At 37.5% G+C, this 15,796-nt stretch carries 8 protein-coding genes; all 8 read right to left on the bottom strand.

Annotation, left to right across the window (positions count from 1 at the left end; genetic code table 11):
* Positions 1–8 precede the first annotated feature (8 nt).
* On the bottom strand, positions 9–2,486 hold the full coding sequence (locus ACSV4D_RS03455) for a glycoside hydrolase family 95 protein (protein WP_439227156.1): 2,478 nt from the start codon (positions 2,484–2,486) through the stop codon (positions 9–11).
* Positions 2,486–3,898, bottom strand: coding sequence for a prolyl oligopeptidase family serine peptidase (locus tag ACSV4D_RS03450; RefSeq protein ID WP_439227155.1), 1,413 nt, complete (start codon positions 3,896–3,898; stop codon positions 2,486–2,488). The genes ACSV4D_RS03455 and ACSV4D_RS03450 overlap by 1 nt, the downstream gene beginning before the upstream one ends.
* Positions 3,899–3,923: 25 nt before the next feature.
* The gene (locus ACSV4D_RS03445; RefSeq protein WP_439227154.1) at positions 3,924–6,704 is read right to left on the bottom strand and encodes a glycoside hydrolase family 78 protein; all 2,781 of its coding nucleotides are present in this window, start codon (positions 6,702–6,704) and stop codon (positions 3,924–3,926) included.
* 62 nt (positions 6,705–6,766) lie between these two features.
* The gene (locus tag ACSV4D_RS03440) at positions 6,767–8,632 is read right to left on the bottom strand and encodes a six-hairpin glycosidase (protein ID WP_439227153.1); all 1,866 of its coding nucleotides are present in this window, start codon (positions 8,630–8,632) and stop codon (positions 6,767–6,769) included.
* Positions 8,632–9,549, bottom strand: coding sequence for a glycoside hydrolase family 43 protein (locus ACSV4D_RS03435; protein WP_439227152.1), 918 nt, complete (start codon positions 9,547–9,549; stop codon positions 8,632–8,634). Before ACSV4D_RS03435 ends, ACSV4D_RS03440 begins: the two co-directional genes overlap by 1 nt.
* Before the next feature lie 56 nt (positions 9,550–9,605).
* Positions 9,606–11,189, bottom strand: a complete 1,584-nt coding sequence (locus ACSV4D_RS03430) for a glycoside hydrolase family 28 protein (protein ID WP_439227151.1) — start codon at positions 11,187–11,189, stop codon at positions 9,606–9,608.
* Between the two features lie 6 nt (positions 11,190–11,195).
* Positions 11,196–12,611: a glycoside hydrolase family 140 protein gene (locus ACSV4D_RS03425; RefSeq protein WP_408080519.1), complete on the bottom strand. Its 1,416-nt coding sequence runs from the start codon at positions 12,609–12,611 to the stop codon at positions 11,196–11,198.
* Position 12,612: 1 nt separating this feature from the next.
* Positions 12,613–15,792: a DUF6298 domain-containing protein gene (locus ACSV4D_RS03420; protein WP_439227150.1), complete on the bottom strand. Its 3,180-nt coding sequence runs from the start codon at positions 15,790–15,792 to the stop codon at positions 12,613–12,615.
* Positions 15,793–15,796: the final 4 nt, after the last annotated feature.

Below are 15,796 nucleotides of genomic sequence, written 5' to 3'. Positions count from 1 at the left end.
TGACCTTATTAATTCCCGTAAAAAGTATAGGTTTGACCCGCTTTCATCTCTACATCATATTCCTGATACTTTGGCAATTTTACTTTTGGTAATTTTGCTTTATCTGAAATAATTGGCTTCTTCACATTCGCTGTCTGGAACAATGGATTTGGATTTTGTCCTTTGGCTTTTTTCATTGCAAATCCGCTTGCTTTTAAATTATTTTCTAATCTCAGTCTGCAATTTCCATCTAATTTGGCCTTGATTTTCAACATCGAAACCTTATTATTTTTCCATTCGATATCCAGTACGTAACCGCCTCTGGCTACTATTCCTTTTATAGAACCATTTTTCCAAACTGTTGGCAATGCCGGTAATAATTGAATAGCACCTTCCTGACTTTGCATCAGCATTTCGGCAATTCCCGCGGCGCAACCAAAGTTACCATCTATTTGGAATGGTTGGTGTGCATCCAGCATATTTGGATAGGTCCCCCCTCCTTTTCGTTGTTCAGCGGTAACTAAATGCAACTGATCCTGAATTAATTTATAAGCATGATTTCCGTCTAATAAACGAGCCCATAAATTTACTTTCCATCCCATCGACCATCCTGTAGATTCGTCTGTTCTGTAAATCAAGGATTGTTTAGCCGCTTCAAAAAGTTCCGGTGTTCTAAATGCTGATATTTGATTACTTGGAAACAAACCGTACAAATGGGATACATGGCGGTGATTGTCTTTAGGATTGTCCCAATCGTCCTGCCATTCCTGTAATTGATTGTGTTGTCCGATTTTCATCGGAGGCATTTTAGCCAGCGCTTCCTGTACTTTTTTAGCAAAAGTCACATCTTCTGACAGAATATCGGTAGCCTTAATTACATTAGTAAATAAATCAAACAACAATTGGTTATCCATTGTGGTTCCCGAAGCAATAGTTGCTTTGCCGGAACCTCCTGCATGCGTATTTTCAGGTGAACTTGCCGGAACGACCACCAGACATTTTGTATTTGGGTCAATTACCATAAAGTCCAAAAAGAATTGAGCCGCTCCTTTCATAAGAGGATAGATTTCAGCCAAATATTTTTTGTCTCCGGTGTATAAATAACGTTCCCATAAGTCCTGACAAACCCATGCGCCTCCGGTTATCCACATACCTGAAGTAGCGTGGTCGATAGGTCCGGTAATACGCCAGATATCAGTATTATGATGCAATACCCATCCGCCACAATTATACATAGTTTTAGCCGTTTCCTGTCCTGTAACCGCTAATTCTTTTGCCATTTGGATAAATGGTTCGTGCATTTCCGAAAGATTGGTCAGTTCAGCTGGCCAGTAATTCATCTCCGCATTGATGTTCATGGTGTATTTACTTTCCCATGGCGGTGCAAGCATATCATTCCAGATACCCTGCAAATTCGCAGGCTGACCGCCCGGTTGCGAACAGGAGATTAAAAGGTAGCGTCCAAATTGATAATAAAGAGAAACCAATTGCGGATCAGATTGCTTCGCAAAGTTTTTGATGCGTTCATCGGTTGGTGCATTCATCGCTGCGTTGCTTCCCAAATCCAAACTGCTTCGTTTGAAGAATTTTTGATAATAAGCCACATGTGCTTTTTTAATTTCGTCAAAATTTTTAGTTAAAGCTGCTTCAAGAAAACGTTTACATTTTTGCTCCTGATTTTCGTCTAGTGTTTTGTAATCCACAAAATTAGTGGCAATAGAAACATATATTGTAGCTTCATCAGCGCTATCGATACTGATAATTCCGTTTTTTGAAGTTACGGTTCCTCCAACATTTTGAACAGCAGTTCGCCCCTGAAATTTGATTTTCCCTTTTTGCCCTTCCACAGTGCTTCCTACACCCGAAATGACACTTTGTTTCCCATCTGAATAAGGATCCGTTTTATCAAATGGACTATTCATCATCAGATTACAGCTAATCATTCCCGGCTTACTGGCAGTCAGTTTAACAGCAACAACCTGATCACCAAATGCGGTCAAAATTTCTCTTTTATATTCTACACCGTTCACCGTATATTTTACTGTTGCCGTTGCATTTTCAATATTTAAATCACGGTAATAATTAGTAAATTGATCATGTCCTGAAAAGGAAATATACAGGCTTCCAAAAGTCTGATACGGCATTCCGTTATTAGTTTGCGACATGATATCCGAATCTGCCAAAGCCTGTGCTTCATCAAATTTTCCTTCGAAAATTAATTTTCTAACCACTGGCAAAGCCGCTAATGATTTGGAATGCGCGTTAGAATTGGGCGAACCGGCCCAAATAGTTTCTTCGTTTAATTGCAATCTTTCAATGGATGGATTTCCAAAAACCATAGCACCTAAACGTCCATTACCCAAAGGCAAGGCTTCGTTCCAGATAGCGGCAGGTTTATCATACCATAATTTTAGTGGCTGTTGTTGTGCCAATGCAAAATTCACTCCCAATAAAACCATTAGGAATTGAAAAAAGAATCGGCTTTTTGTACTTGTAAAATAATTCATTATTGTTTTAAGTTTTTCTCTCCAAAAAGAGCGTATAATTGATTAATATCTTTTAATGCATTTGCCGGTAGTTTTTCACCTTTTGCACCAAAAACGTACATTTTTTCATAAGGTTCAATTACGCAGGCAGATTCATCAATTTCACCTTTACTGTTTTTTACTTTATTGATATCTAAGCCTAAATGTTTTGCCATAAAAGGATACATTGCCATGCGTTTCGATTCGCCATAATTATGTCCCTCTTTAGCAAAATGTGCGTTTTCAACTAACTCCTTTTTTCCGTATAAACCATAGGTTTTTTGAATAAATGGAAATTCTAATTCCGGTACTGTCGATGTCCAATCACCACCATCAGAAATTATTAATTGTGGTTTTGGAGCTGCCATTGATGCAATTTCAGCATTATTGGTTCCGTTTCCACAAAGGTGTAAACCGCGACCGCTCTCACAAGGACAACCACCTGAAAAATGAGAAGAAGTCATCACTACCGGAACCGAAACCGTAATTCTATCATCAATTGCTGCCAGGAACATCGTCATGGAACCACCACCGGAACCACCGGTAACTCCCACGCGGTTTTTATCGGTATACTTTTGCGAAAGCATATAATCTAATAATCTTTCGGCACTCAAAACCTGAATGGTTTGCGCAATACTTTGTCTGTGCAAAGTAGAATCAAACTGTAAAGTCGATTCGCCCCAGGCAAACAAATCAAAATTCACTACCACTGCTCCCATTTTGGCCAGAATAGCACAACGCAATTGCTCGTCTTTTCTGTATCTTCCATCCCCAAAATGTCCGTTAGGTGTAATCACTACCGGTGCTTTTCCTTTTAAAGGATACGGTTTGTAAATGGAACCCGTAGCATAAACTCCCGGCATAATTTCTAAACCAATATTCTCCACTGTATAATTACCATATTTTCTAACTTTAGTTAAAATTGGGTTTTTGTTTGGCATTGCCGGTGCTTTGTCTAAACCAATGGAACTGATAATACAGGATTTCAAATCGGCTTTTCTGGTTTCCCAGGATTTTAAATTAGGATATAAGTCTGCTAGATATTCTAATCGTTCCTTACCTACAGCATCCGAATTTCGGGCATATTCAAATTTGCGTATGCGATAAACAGAATCATTTTCTTTAAAATACGTCAGATTAAAAGGCGTTAAAACAGCTGTCAATGAAACTTCTAAATTGTCCTGACGGATTCTCCATCGGGCATATTCTAATTCTTTCTCTTTAAGCAAACCATCTTTGTCATTGATAGTAATTTTAAAAATAGATTCTATCGTTTTTATTGTTCTTACTATGGGTTCTTTGTAATTATCATCTGAGGTTTGTGCGGCTAGTTTTGGCAAAACCAACAGCAACATCAGCAGTAAAAAAGTCTTTTTCATTATAGCTCTCATCATTCTTAAAGTATCATTTTATTTATATTTACAAAGCACATTCCACAACATAAACACCTGAACCTAAAACAAATGCAGTTTTACCATTCTCATTTTGAACCGTTTTAGAATTGCTCAGTTTTTTACCATTTACTTTGATAACGGTAGTATTAGCTACAGGCAATTTTACAGTTGCCGTTGTATTAGCCGGAATCGTGCATTTATAAATTAATTTATTGTCTTTTTTCTCCCACTCTGAAGCGATTTCTCCATAAACCGAATTATAAGTTCCTTTTACAAAAGTCATATCGCCCACCATTTCAGGTTGTAAAAAGAAATGCGTAAACCCTGGATTTGCTTCATCGGGAACAATCCCCACTAAACTTTTATAAAACCATTCTTCAATTTGCCCCAGCATAAAATGATTCCAGGAATTTCCTTTTCGCGGATCCCATTGCTCGGTTAAAGTGGTCAGACCAAATTTGATTTGGAAACCATAACCCGGTGCATCATAATGGTTGTGCATTTTATACATCACCTCATTCAAACCGTTATCGGCCAAAACCTGAAACAAATAACGATTCCCAACATCACCCGTAGTTAACCGATAATTTCGGGCTTTGATGTCGTTGACTAAATTGTCTAAAACAGCCTGCCTGTCTTCTGCGGAAACCATGTTTAAAAACAAAGGTACTGCATTAGAAAACTGACTTCCGGTACCGTACTGCTTCGTTTTTTCATCAAAAAACCTGCCATTAAATGCATTTTTTACACTTATTGCTAATTTTTCATAAATAACGGCATCTTCTTTTTTATCCAATAGCTTCGCAGCTTTGGCCAATAAATCAACACCAAAATAGTAATGACTTGTCGCTGAGAGTGCTATTGGGCTATTTTTAGAATAACCTGCCGCATGATCTCCATAATCATACCAGTCACCTAAACCGTAAGAAACAATTCCTTTATCAGCTTTTGAAGTCAGATAATCCACATATTTTTTCATTACCGGATAATATTCTTTCAATAAAGAATCGTCTCCATAATAATCATAATACATCCAAGGCAGAATAACTCCAGCCACTCCCCATTCAGGCGAATCGGTAAAATCACCACCAAAAACTACATATTCCGGAGCAATAGTTGGAATCATTCCGTTTTCACGCTGTGCATCGGCAATGTTTTGCATGATCCCGGGAATATAATTTTTCATGTTGTAATTGTAAATCAATCCGGGTCCGTTTAAATGTGATTCTTCCAGCCACCCCAATTTCTCCCGATGCGGGCAATCAGTAAGCACCGCCTGAAAATTACTTTTGATAGCATTATTAATCAGTTCATGCGTTTTATTGAAAATTTCATTCGAAGAAGTAAAACTTCCGGCAGTTCCGGCTGAATTATAAATAAAATTAGATTTTAAATCTATAATTGTTGGCAAAGAAGCATCCTTAGTCGCTTTATAATTTGCCCCTTCAATCTGAATGTACTGATAGCCATAATAACTAAATTTAGGCTGCCATTCTTCAACTCCTTCGCCTTTTAAAGTGTAATCAAAATAATACGGTTTACCGGATCTTCCCTGACCTACCGTTCCATCATCATTGAGTCCTTCACCAACCCACATTCTCACGGTTTGTCCTTTTTTACCCTGTACTTTCAGCGTAGGGAAACCGGATAGATTTTGTCCCATATTAAAAACACGAACACCCGCTTTCGGTTCCGTAACTGCTTTAACAGCAAACTGCTCTTCAATTTTTACAGGAGTAAGTTGTTGTGGTCTTAACACCCCTTTTGGCGCTTCCTGAATCACAATTGATTTCCAGTGAGCATCATTAAAATGAGCCTTATTCCATCCTTTTTGTTCCAAATTTGCATTGTAATCTTCGCCTCCAAAAATACTATTGAAAGTGATTGGACTTTTAGCATATTTCCAGGTTTTATCCGTTTTGATAATTTGTTCAGAGCCGTCTTCGTACAGGACTTTCATTTGTAAAAACAAAGTAGGCGGACCGAAACTCACAAAGAACTTAGCATACCTTTCTTCAATCATGTTGTACATTCCGTTGCCTAAGACCACCCCAATTGCGTTTTCACCTTTTGATAATTCATTTGCCTTAATTTCATAAGTATTGTAGTAAACGGTCTTATCATAATCTGTCCAGAGCGGTGCAAATTCACTATTGCCTACTTTTTTTCCGTTTAAAGTCAGTTCATAATGTCCCAATCCGGAAACATAAACTACCGCTTCTTTTATTTTTTTCGAAATTGTAAATGGTTTGCGTAACTGGATACTTCTACGGGCCAAAGAATCTGTTGCATCTACCATAGCCTGTCTCTTTTCTTTTTTGAAAGTAGCGGTATGGTAGTTTCTGCCTTCCGGCAAATGACTATCGGCTTTAGTAATGGCTCCAATCCACGTTGGATTTAAATCCGAAGGCTGGGTTCTGAAATAAGCCACATTGCTCCATTGAGTCACTTTTCTATTACTGTACCAAATTCTGACTTTCCAGAAATATTTGGTTCCATTTTTTAAAGTTTTCCCTGCGTACTTAACGTCCTGACTTGCGTTGGAAATTACTTTTCCGCTATCCCAGACATCCCCTTCATTGGCATTCAGTTTTTCTTTAGTAGAAGCTATTACTAACTGATACGCTGTTTGTGAAACATCAAATTTCTTAGCAACTATTTTCCAGCTAAAAACCGGATTTTGGGTACTTACTGCTAACGGATTTGTAGTACTATTGCATGTTAAATGGGCAACATTAATTTGTCCATTAGAAATAAAAGTTACTAAAAGACAAACAAGCAATCCTATGTTTTTGAAAAACTTCATGTTCTGTTTTTTTTGCCACGAATTCACGAATCAAAAACAATTTGCAAATTCGTGGCTGTTTTTTATAATTTTTCCGTAACCAGTGATTTAATATTAAATACCGCTTCCGGGATTTCTAAACCAGTGTTTGGTAAATCCACATAATCTTCAATATCGGGTGCTGTATCCGGATTTGGAGTGTAACGCTGATCGCCGGTTCTGAACATAATTCTCGAAATTCCATCAGTTGGTGCATAGAATATCTTTGTACCTGATTCTTTGTCATTTACTTTTACAGTATAAGAACGGGAAGCAGCATCCAGTTTTACGGTAATGGTATACTCTTTACCGGCTTCGTATTTAGTAATTCCGCTAAAACGGGCACCATTTTTCACTTTTAAAACCCCTTCCGAATCAAACACCAGTCGAATAGATGGTAATCCTTGTTTATTCTGGAATTCAATTTGCAATAAACCATGATCATTTTGTTCCGGTTTTACGGTAAAAGTAGCTTCCATCTTTTCAGCAAAAGGAATTACACGTTCTACACGGGAATAGTCAAACAAATCATGATCACGCAAAGTTAACCATTTTACACCGTCAGCTTTCTTTTCTATTTTGGCGGAAGCCCAGGAAAGATTATACGTATTCCAGAGTTTTAATTCCTGACCGTCAGGCATAGCATTAAAAACGTCATTGGCATTTTCTTTTACTTCACTTGTTACCGGAACCGGAACAGAAGCCACCCAGATATCTTCCTTATTCACACTATAAGAAACCCAAAGTTTCCCGTCTGGCGGAGTTCCGTTGTTTTCAGTAATTCCTCTCACGTATTGCGGACCATAGGATTTGTAATTTCCTCCGTAACGCATTGGAGAAATTTCTCCATGAACCAGCAATAAATCGGTATAATTTAAACCGTCATCGGATGTTGAAATGGCTAATGGCCATCGGTATTCTGATGGGTTATAAACCGTAGCATACCGATTATCAGACGTTTTTTGTCCCCAGATTTTAGCATTACTGTTGACAAAACCCGGTGCACGCAACGGCATGTATTCCCAGTTTTTACCACCATCTTTACTAACAGAAGTTAAGGCGTGTTTCCATAAACCTACCACATTTCCGTTTGCTAAGTGGTAATAACTAAAGGCTTTATATGGTTTTTGTAATGGAATCAATTCATCATCTCTGTCAGCTTCTTCTACCCATTGCTGCATGATTAAGGGCTGAGAAAGGATTTCTTCACAAGCTTTCTTTAAAGCTCTGTCTTTTGATTTGGTATATAATGGAAAAGCCGATTTCGATTTATCCCAGGATTTATTGTATCGAATGAAATAGATAGGTCCAAAACTTCCGTCTTTATGAATCTCACGAATCACACGGCCCACTCCTTTTCCGTCATTGGGATCGTCTTTTTCGTCCATTGCAATCCCGTAATAAGCTAATGCATACAATTTTTTATCAGATGATGTATAAAATCCCATTCGCTGGTGCATAATCGCATCCAGATTTTTAGCTACACCATCTACTCCTTCTTTTTTCCATCCGTCAGGAATGCGGTAAACCGGAAAAATCACCTTTGGCATTCCCCAGTTTTCGCCGTCTTTAGAAGTCACTAATAAAGTTTGACTTGGCGGAATATGTTCTCCTGAACGACCACTTAAATATTCCAGAAAAAAAGTATTATTCCAATACGCCATGGTAGGCTGATGATTGTAAGTCCAGCCATAGCCATCTGATTTTTCAGGATGTTCCCTGCTGGCACGCATAATTTGCGTAGCATGAACCCCAACAGCAGGACTTAATTGTCCGTGGTGGTAATCGATATTAGACAATGTTTTTCCAACATATCTCACGGTATCATTTTGTGCAACAGCTGCAGTACAACTTGCTATTGTAACAGCTATTACTAAAAAATTGTTTTTTATGTTTAAAATGTTTTTCATTATTTTTTATTTTCAATTAAATTTTTCAAAGTTTTCTTTGAAATAGTAGTAATTGTGCCGTGTTTATGACCTTCCGGAAGTTGAATTTGCGACGATGCATCTTCAAATTTTTTAAAATCAGAAGTCTTTACTGCTTTATAATTTTTTGCTCCGTAATTATCGTAATAAATCAGCCAATCGTTTCCTTTTTTCAAAACCGTAGGGCCTTCAGAAAGATATGCCGTATACGGTTCAGAAATATTTTCGAACGGTCCCAATGGTGTTTTTCCAAAAGCTACTTTTAAATTTCGCATGGGTCTGGTATTGTCTTTTAAAACTAATACGTAATCGTTTTTAGCTCTCTTGACAATGACGCAGTCAATCACAGAAAAACCGGGTTCAAAAAACAGTTTGGTATCCGAAAATGTTTTGAAATCTTTAGTCGTCACATAATACATGCGATGGTTGTTCTTCTCGTCTTCTACTCCTTTTTCAAATCGAAACGGAATGGTAGAAGCCCAGATAATGATATAGCGGTCCTGTTCGTCATCATAAAAAATTTCGGGAGCCCAAACATTTACCACTTCAGGTTCATTTTTCATCACATGAATATACTGCTGCTCTGACCAATGCAGCAAATCTTTAGAACTGGCATACCCAAAACCATCGCCACCTTTCCAGTCTGTTGTCCAGACCATGTGATACACATTGTCTTTTCCTTTTACGATTGAAGGATCACGCATGATTTTGCTTTTCCCTGCTTCCGGTTTTAAATAAGGACCTCCTAAATCTTTCCAATGGTAGCCATCTTCGCTGGAAGCCAAGTACAATCCATCTGTAGCTGGCTCACGAAAAGAAGTAAACAGATAGGCTTGTTTCGAATTGGAACAACTCCAAGTGCTTAAAGCAATTGTCAGGATAAATAGAATTTTTTTCATTTTTTAAAAATTAATTTCTGTCCATACGATCAAAAAGACCTTACAGGAAGATACACTTATTCTACAACAGCGTTTTTGTCTAATGCAGCTCCTTTATTTATCACTTTTTTTACATTGTTAAAAACATTGTTTTTCAGGAATATTCCTTTAGTTTTCGCACCATCAGCTTCCAGGAAAACATCTGTAGTAAACATTGGAAAATTATTAGAAATCATCATGTTTGATGCATCAGTTAATTTAATTAATGCGGTGTTAGCTATGGGTTTCATTGAAGCAACATTATCCAAAATCAGGTTGTTTGAATTTTCAATTTTAAAAGAAGCTCCTAAAGTTGTTGTAACTTTTGCATCATGAAATTCCACATTGTCAGTTGTATTTAGTGTAAATCCTTCTGTACCCTGAATGTTTATATTTGAAAAAGAAATATTCTGTACCGGCATTTCGGAAATTCCTAAAACAGTTCCTGCTTTTTTCACATTTGTTCCGGTCACATTGCTAATATGAATGTTTCTAAAAATAGGTGTTCGCTCTGAAACCGGTTCTTCTACAGTATTTTTATCATAAAAAAGATTCATCATAAAAGCTTCTTCTTTGATGTTTTTCATCACAACATTATCTACACGAATATCCTCTACAACGCCGCCACGACCACGAGCTGCTTTGATACGGATTCCTCTGTCGGTTCCGTCAAAAACACAGTTTGAAATCGTGATTTTTTTAATTCCTCCAGACATTTCGCTTCCTATAACCACACCACCATGACCACTTAGCATCGTACAATTAGTAATAGTCACATTTTCTGTAGCCATCCCATATTTACGACCGTCTTCATCTCTTCCTGATTTTATGGTGATGCAATCGTCGCCTACGCTAATGTGACAATTCGAAATATGTACATTTTTACACGAAGAAGGATTGATTCCATCTGTATTAGGAGAGTGCGGATTAAAAATGGTGATTCCCGTGATATTTATATTCTCACAAAAAACCGGATTTATCGTCCAGAAAGGAGAGTTTTGAAAAGTCACTCCTTCGATTAAAATATTCTTAGAGTTCTGTACCTGAAAAAAAGCTGGTCTGAAAAACTTTTTGTCAATTGTTCTTTGATAATATGGCGAATACACAATTCCTTTGTTTTGTTCCACCCACATCGTTTGGTATTTTGTCAACGGAATCGGACCTTTAGCTGTTTCAATACGGTACACTTCGTTCCACCAGGCTTCCCCTTGACCATCAATAACACCTCTTCCTTTAATGCTGATATTTTCGACATCTTTAGCATAAAATAATGGCGAGAAAGTCTTCATCATGATTCCTTCGTAACGCATTTCTACATAAGGCAGGTAATCATCAAAATTATTGGAGAATTTCAAAACCGAACCAGCATCCAGATAAATCGTGATATTGCTTTTGAATGTAATGGGTCCTGTTAAGTAATTTCCCGCCGGAAAGAAAATAGTTCCTCCGCCATTTTTAGAAGCTTTTTCGATCGCTTTTTGAATGGCCTGAGTACAAAGGATTCCTTTATTATTTCCTCCTTCGTTCAAAATATTTATCCAGCCTTCATTTTTATTTTTGGCAGTCGCCAAAGCAGTAATTAATACAACACTCAACAGAAGGTATTTTTTTATAAAATTCATTTCAGATTATTTTGATGTTAAAACTAAAACCCAGTCATTCCCGTCAGCTTGTTCTCCCGGAGGATCAAACTCTAACACGCCTTCGTTTTTAAATTCGCCAATAGATTTATTTTCACCATTTTTAGGATTAAACCAGGAAGCATCTACTTTATCTCCTTTAATTTTCCCCATATTCAAAGACATTGTTCTGCCATTGTAAGTGTAAATTAAAGCGTAATCAGCTCCTCTCGTAGCTGCTAAGTAATCGTATTTTTCACCCTGATTAGCTATAATAGTTTCATCCGGAACACGTTCAAAATAATTGTGATCTAAAATCAATTCCTTGAGATATTTCATTTGACCGGCGCCGGGAGCTTTCAATGCATCGCTCCAGATTTCTCTGTTTCCATAAGCCCCTTTCTTTTCTCCTTTATGGTACATTTGCATCACAGCATTATTTCCATATGTAAAACCTGCTCCTCCTGCAAAAACAGACCAATATGCATATCTTCTTAAATCATGATCTTTCCACTTAGGTTGCAGGGTATCGTGTAAACCGTGAGGAATCCCTTCGTATGACGGTTCTCCATCAAGTGTTGGTTTTGTTGGTTTTAAATCCCAATCTCTACTAACATATTTGTAATTGTCTTCTTTAAAAGCTCCTTTCGTAGTATCCTGAGCATAGGTTCTGTGTCCGGATTGGAACATATTAAAATCCAACCAGTCGGCATTATGATAGTTTTCAGAAGAATCTGTACGTCCAAAAGGATGGAAAGTCACCAATTGATCCGGATTGCTGGTCTTTAAAGTACTCCCGATAGCATTCCAGATATCCATGAACTTTTCACCATGTGTATCGCCACCGTTTAACCAAATTACATTGGTTCTGCCTTTGTATCTTCCGGCTAAAAATTGTGCATATTTTTCAGCATCAGCTTTAGTTACTTTACTGTCTTTACTACTCACATTAGTTCCCCAAACTGGAACCATTGCCAAATAGATTCCGTTTTTTTCAGCTACTTCCAATGTATAGTCTACATGATCCCAGTAATCATATTCATCCGGATTATTAAAATTATTTCCGGGAGTTACCAATGGTTTTGAAACATTCTCATCTGTTAAAGCAAAATCTCCATAGACATTTTTTACAGCCAAAGAATGCAATACCATCACCTGAACTACATTGTAGCCTTTTTGTTTTCGATCTTCAAAATACTGGTTTACTTCTTCACGACTTAATTTTCCAAAAGTCAGCCAGCCTGTGTCTCCCAACCAGAAAAAGGGTTTTCCGTCTTCTGTCTGGAAATAATGCTTGTTTGAGGCAACTTCTAATTTTGCCAAAGCTTTTGTTTCTTCCTTATTTACTTTGCATGAAATAGCCAGACAGCTTAATCCTGCAATTGCAAATAGTTTACCCATTTTCTTAGAAATCATTACTTTCATTTTATTTCTTTTTAATATATGCTACAATTTTTGAATCTTTTCCGCCCGGAGCTGTCAACGTATGGATTGATTTTCCCTGAATCACTTCTTTTGAAATCTGGTTACCGTTTTCAGGATTTATCCAGTATACTTCAAAAGTTCCTTTGTAATCCGATAAATCCAGTTTTGCCTGATTTGCTTTTTGGAAGTAATAAAGATATCCTTCTCCCTTATCTTCAAGTGTCCAGACAGCGCTGTTGTAATTTTCTGCAGAAACCGTTTTCATGTTTACCAATGCTTCATGAAAACCCGGAATAGTAATTTTAGGAATGGCAGCCAGAGAACCACCGGCCATCAATACCGGCCAGCCAAATCTATTAGCTCCCGGAGTAGAATAAATAACAGCTTTATTGCTGTATTTATCTCTGTATTCCCGCACTGCTCTGTACACCTGAGCATCTGTTTCTTTACCCACTTTCATTTGTCTGGCGTGTTGTCTTGGTGCCAAATTTACACCTCCCTGAGGAGCATATGCGCTTCCGTCTTCTTTATAATACCAATATCTGATATCAATTACATCAACTGTTGCAGCTCTTTTATCATCATACAGAATAGCGTCCTGAACATCTTTAGTGGCACTTAAGGCGATTTTAGATTCACTTTTATGTGCTTTTTTATAATTGGCTGTTACATCAATCCAAAATTGCATGAACGATAAAGGTCCGGTATATTCGGCACTTGTAAGTTGTAATACATTGGCATTATTGTCGAAATTTTCTAAACTTTTTTCGATAAAACCCTGGTGTAATTTCCTAATATTTTCATTTCGAACATCATAAAATTGTTCTGCAATAAAAATTCTTTTATCACCTACATAAGGTGGTGGCTCGGGAAGTCCGGTATTGTTTACATTATTAGCCGGACGCCAGGGTGAACTTGACCAGTGCGCTCCAGCTTCTAAAATATTATGTTGAAAATATTGTTCGTTCATTAATATCTTATTCTGCTGAGCCGCTAACTCCGCAAATGTTTTCAAACGATCCCAATACCATGTATTGAATCTTGTTAAATCATATTTACTCAGATGGTCCCAAGCTGTTCCTTGTCCTGTTCTGTCAAAAGGCTGTTCGTAAAAAGGTGCCCAGACATCGGCATCCATTCGGCGGATGCGTTCGTGATCGGCCATTCTTTGTTCGTACCACAAACCGTAATTATGATCTAAAGATGCCTTATTATTATCCACTAAAAACTGAACCGTTTCAGCTAAATTATCGGTATACCCCAATCCATAATGCCCCGGAGCAAAACGGGTAATATGAGGTCTCGCGGTTACAATATCTGATTCACGCAAACTGCCTCTCCACCATGGAATATCAATAATTTCGCCTGTTAACAATCCTTTATTACTAATTAAAAGGCCATTTTTAATATCGATTTTATCGGTATTATCTGCAAAAGATTTTGATTCTGTTTTTACTTCGTTAATGCGTTTTGCTTTCGAAAAATCAATTGCAATAGGATTTCTCGTTGCTGCCTGTTCAATCCATTCTTTTAAAGTGGTTTGCTTTTTATAAGATTCGGCTGTTAAAACAGCTGCCTGTTCAATCGTAGGACTGGAAGTAGGCTCTGATCCTAAATCAATAATCTGGGATTGCATTGGCAATTTTCCAAGACGCTGTTCTAGCAAAGCATAGTACAAACTTCTGGGATTAATATGACTGTTTACGTCATTCCAATGTCCGTTTCCTGCCCATTGTGCCCAAACTCCAAATGCCCAGTTATCAGCTGTAGGCGGACTAAAATTATCAATTTTTGAAGCCGATGTTTCCCAAATGACACTATTAGCTGCATTCCAGCCGATTCCGCGGCCATCCTGTCCTAAATTCTTAAAACTTAATGCGTTTCCATCAATTAAAACAACATCAAACAACATTCCGGTAGCCCAGCTTCCAACAGAGCCACTAAAACTATAAGGTAAATACGATTGACATTGCAAAAATACGTTAGGTCCCGCAGTAGCATAGCCACCAACAGCAAAATCATTATAACCATATTCTGAATAACAGCGCTGAAATAAGGTTTGCTGCCCTTCGGTATAAAAAGTACTTCTTCTGAAAGCAGCAATTTCTGAGACCGGATTCAAAGAAATACAATCCTCTACCGTGATTCTTTTAGCTGACTTTAATATAGAAACAGCGCCTCCGGCAAATTGTTCAAAATTCACTTGCCTTACCCATAGATCTTCCGTATTTTGAATGGATACTCCATACCATCTATGTTGTTCGTCTTTTGGTTTTGTAGTATCAAAATCTGATTTTAAAATCAAATTTTCTACACCCACATTATTAATTCGGCCTGACCATGAATAAATTACTACTTCCGACGGAGACAGTTTTGTATCCAAAGCATTTGTTAAAGGAGCATCAATACTGATTTTGTTGGACTGAACCTGAGTCACTTCTCTGTCGGCACGAATTACAAAATCATCACTTTTCCAGCCTATCCATCCTGTTTCACCACCAAAATCTTTCATTCCAAGACTGTCAATCCATTTCTGGGTGATAGGAGTATTTACTAAAATATGATCGCCTTTTTGTATAGCATTGGCATTTTTTAAAGAAATTGTAGTACTGCCAAGCGGTGTATAAGCATCAGCAACTTGAAATTTATCTTTTAAAATACGATTATTATTTCCGGATATATTTACAATAGCGCCTCTTGAAATTCCTGTTGCCAGAATTGTGGTTCCGCTGTTTCCGGATCCGCTTCCTCTTAAAACGATTCCGCTTTCTTTAATCGTAAGAATTCCCGAAACCTTAAATATTCCTTTATCTAAAAGCACCGCTCCTCTAAAACCATTTTTATCTGCTTTAAGTGTCGCCACATAATCAATAGCAGCCTGAATAGTAGCTGTTGCATCGCCTGACATATGAGGTACAAACGCTTTAACTGCAATATTAGGAATCGCATATTCTCCGGCACGATAACCTGCAAAAGAAAAATCAGGAATCTGGTCTCCCAAATTGTTCTGAGTTCGGATTATTTTTCCGGCTTTATCTTTTGTAATGGTTGGAAAACTGTTTTGAGCATTCAGAGAAACAGCCAAAAAGAACAACAAAAGTGCCTTAAAACTAAGGCACTTGTTGATTATGTTGTGTTTACAACAATTACTATTATTCAAATATGGATATTTGTTTTTCATATAT

It is taken from the genome of Flavobacterium sp. ARAG 55.4 (assembly GCF_051846875.1).
In the GTDB taxonomy this organism is placed as follows: domain Bacteria; phylum Bacteroidota; class Bacteroidia; order Flavobacteriales; family Flavobacteriaceae; genus Flavobacterium; species Flavobacterium plantiphilum.
This window is presented reverse-complemented; position numbering and strand designations above follow the sequence as displayed.

Excerpts from the sequence above, each read along its gene's own strand:
- ACSV4D_RS03445 (WP_439227154.1), bottom strand. The coding sequence starts at position 6,704 with ATGAAGTTTTTCAAAAACATAGGATTGCTTGTTTGTCTTTTAGTAACT.
- ACSV4D_RS03430 (WP_439227151.1), bottom strand. The coding sequence starts at position 11,189 with ATGAATTTTATAAAAAAATACCTTCTGTTGAGTGTTGTATTAATTACT.
- ACSV4D_RS03450 (WP_439227155.1), bottom strand. The coding sequence starts at position 3,898 with ATGATGAGAGCTATAATGAAAAAGACTTTTTTACTGCTGATGTTGCTG.
- ACSV4D_RS03455 (WP_439227156.1), bottom strand. The coding sequence starts at position 2,486 with ATGAATTATTTTACAAGTACAAAAAGCCGATTCTTTTTTCAATTCCTA.
- ACSV4D_RS03420 (WP_439227150.1), bottom strand. The coding sequence starts at position 15,792 with ATGAAAAACAAATATCCATATTTGAATAATAGTAATTGTTGTAAACAC.
- ACSV4D_RS03425 (WP_408080519.1), bottom strand. The coding sequence starts at position 12,611 with ATGAAAGTAATGATTTCTAAGAAAATGGGTAAACTATTTGCAATTGCA.
- ACSV4D_RS03440 (WP_439227153.1), bottom strand. The coding sequence starts at position 8,632 with ATGAAAAACATTTTAAACATAAAAAACAATTTTTTAGTAATAGCTGTT.
- ACSV4D_RS03435 (WP_439227152.1), bottom strand. The coding sequence starts at position 9,549 with ATGAAAAAAATTCTATTTATCCTGACAATTGCTTTAAGCACTTGGAGT.